This is a genomic window from Nocardioides sp. NPDC059952 (assembly GCF_042730435.1).
In the GTDB taxonomy this organism is placed as follows: Bacteria; Actinomycetota; Actinomycetes; order Propionibacteriales; family Nocardioidaceae; genus Nocardioides.
On record NZ_JBHWLY010000175.1, the window covers coordinates 1 to 1,099 of the forward strand.

Below are 1,099 nucleotides of genomic sequence, written 5' to 3' on the forward strand. Positions count from 1 at the left end.
CGACTCGACGTCTCCGGCCTCGCCGCCGAGGACCATCGTGGGCCGGGTGAGGATCCCGCCGGCGGCCATGGCCTTCCCGCCCTGCTGCACCCACTGCCGGACGAAGACGTCCTTGTTCGCGGACGGCAGGCTGCTGATCTGGGCGGTCATCTTCGGGACCAGGGCGCGGATGGTGGCCACGTCCAGGCCCGCCGCGATCAGGTCGGCGAAGCCTCGGCCGTTGCCGCCGCGCAGCGTGGTCAGCAGGGTCAGCGCGTTCGCGAGGTCCTCGCCGGTGAGCGTGGACTGCGCCGTGCCGACCGCCTTGTTCGCTGTCGCAGCGGCCTTGCTGTCGCTGGCGGCCTGGTGGGCGAGCGTCATGGCGTTGGCGTCGCCCTGCGCGGCGAGGGCCTGGGCGAGATCGCCGAAGCCCTGCGCGGCCAGCTTCTGGAGGTCGGCCGCGAATTGCTGGCTCTCCTTGGTTGACGCGCCGAGCTGCTTGGTGAAGTCAGCCAGGGTCGCCTTCGCCAGCTCGCCCGTCTTCTGGAGCTTGGACACAATCGACTTGAACTGCTTGTCGCTCGCACCCGCCAGAGCGTTGACCAGGGCGTAGCCTTCCTCGCCCATGCCCTCCAGCATCGCCTGGAGTTCCCTGCCGCCCCGCTTGCCGATCTTGTCGAGGTTCTTCCGCCACAACTCCGTCGCGGCCACGGACTTGTTGAGCTGCAGCTCGTAGCCCTTCAGGTTGAAGGCGGTCGGTGCCTTGGCGCCCTTCTTCAACCCCAGAGCCGCGTCGGCCTCGTACACCTTCCTCCGCGCCGCCGCGACGTCCTTGGACTTGGCCCCAGCCGCGTCCTGGGCCTTCTTCGTCCGGGCCGCCGCGGCGTTGTTCGACTTCGCTGCGTTGTACCGGGCATTCGCGAGCTGCTTCTCGGCTGCGGCGAGCTGCTTCGCGGTGTGCTTGCCCCTGCGGACATCCGCCAGGTGCTTCTCCGCCTGCGCGACCTTGCGGGCGGAGTCCTTCCTGGTCTGCGCTTCCTTCTTCTGCGCTTCCTTGTACGCCTTCGACCCGGCCGCGGCCTTCTTCTGGGCCTCGGCGAGGTCAGCCCACGCCTTGCGC

General features: G+C 69.3%; 1 protein-coding gene. It reads right to left on the minus strand.

The features are described 5' to 3' along the window. A partial coding sequence (locus tag ACFV9G_RS30000; protein ID WP_378733152.1) for a hypothetical protein occupies window positions 1–1,099 on the minus strand: 1,099 nt, incomplete at both ends.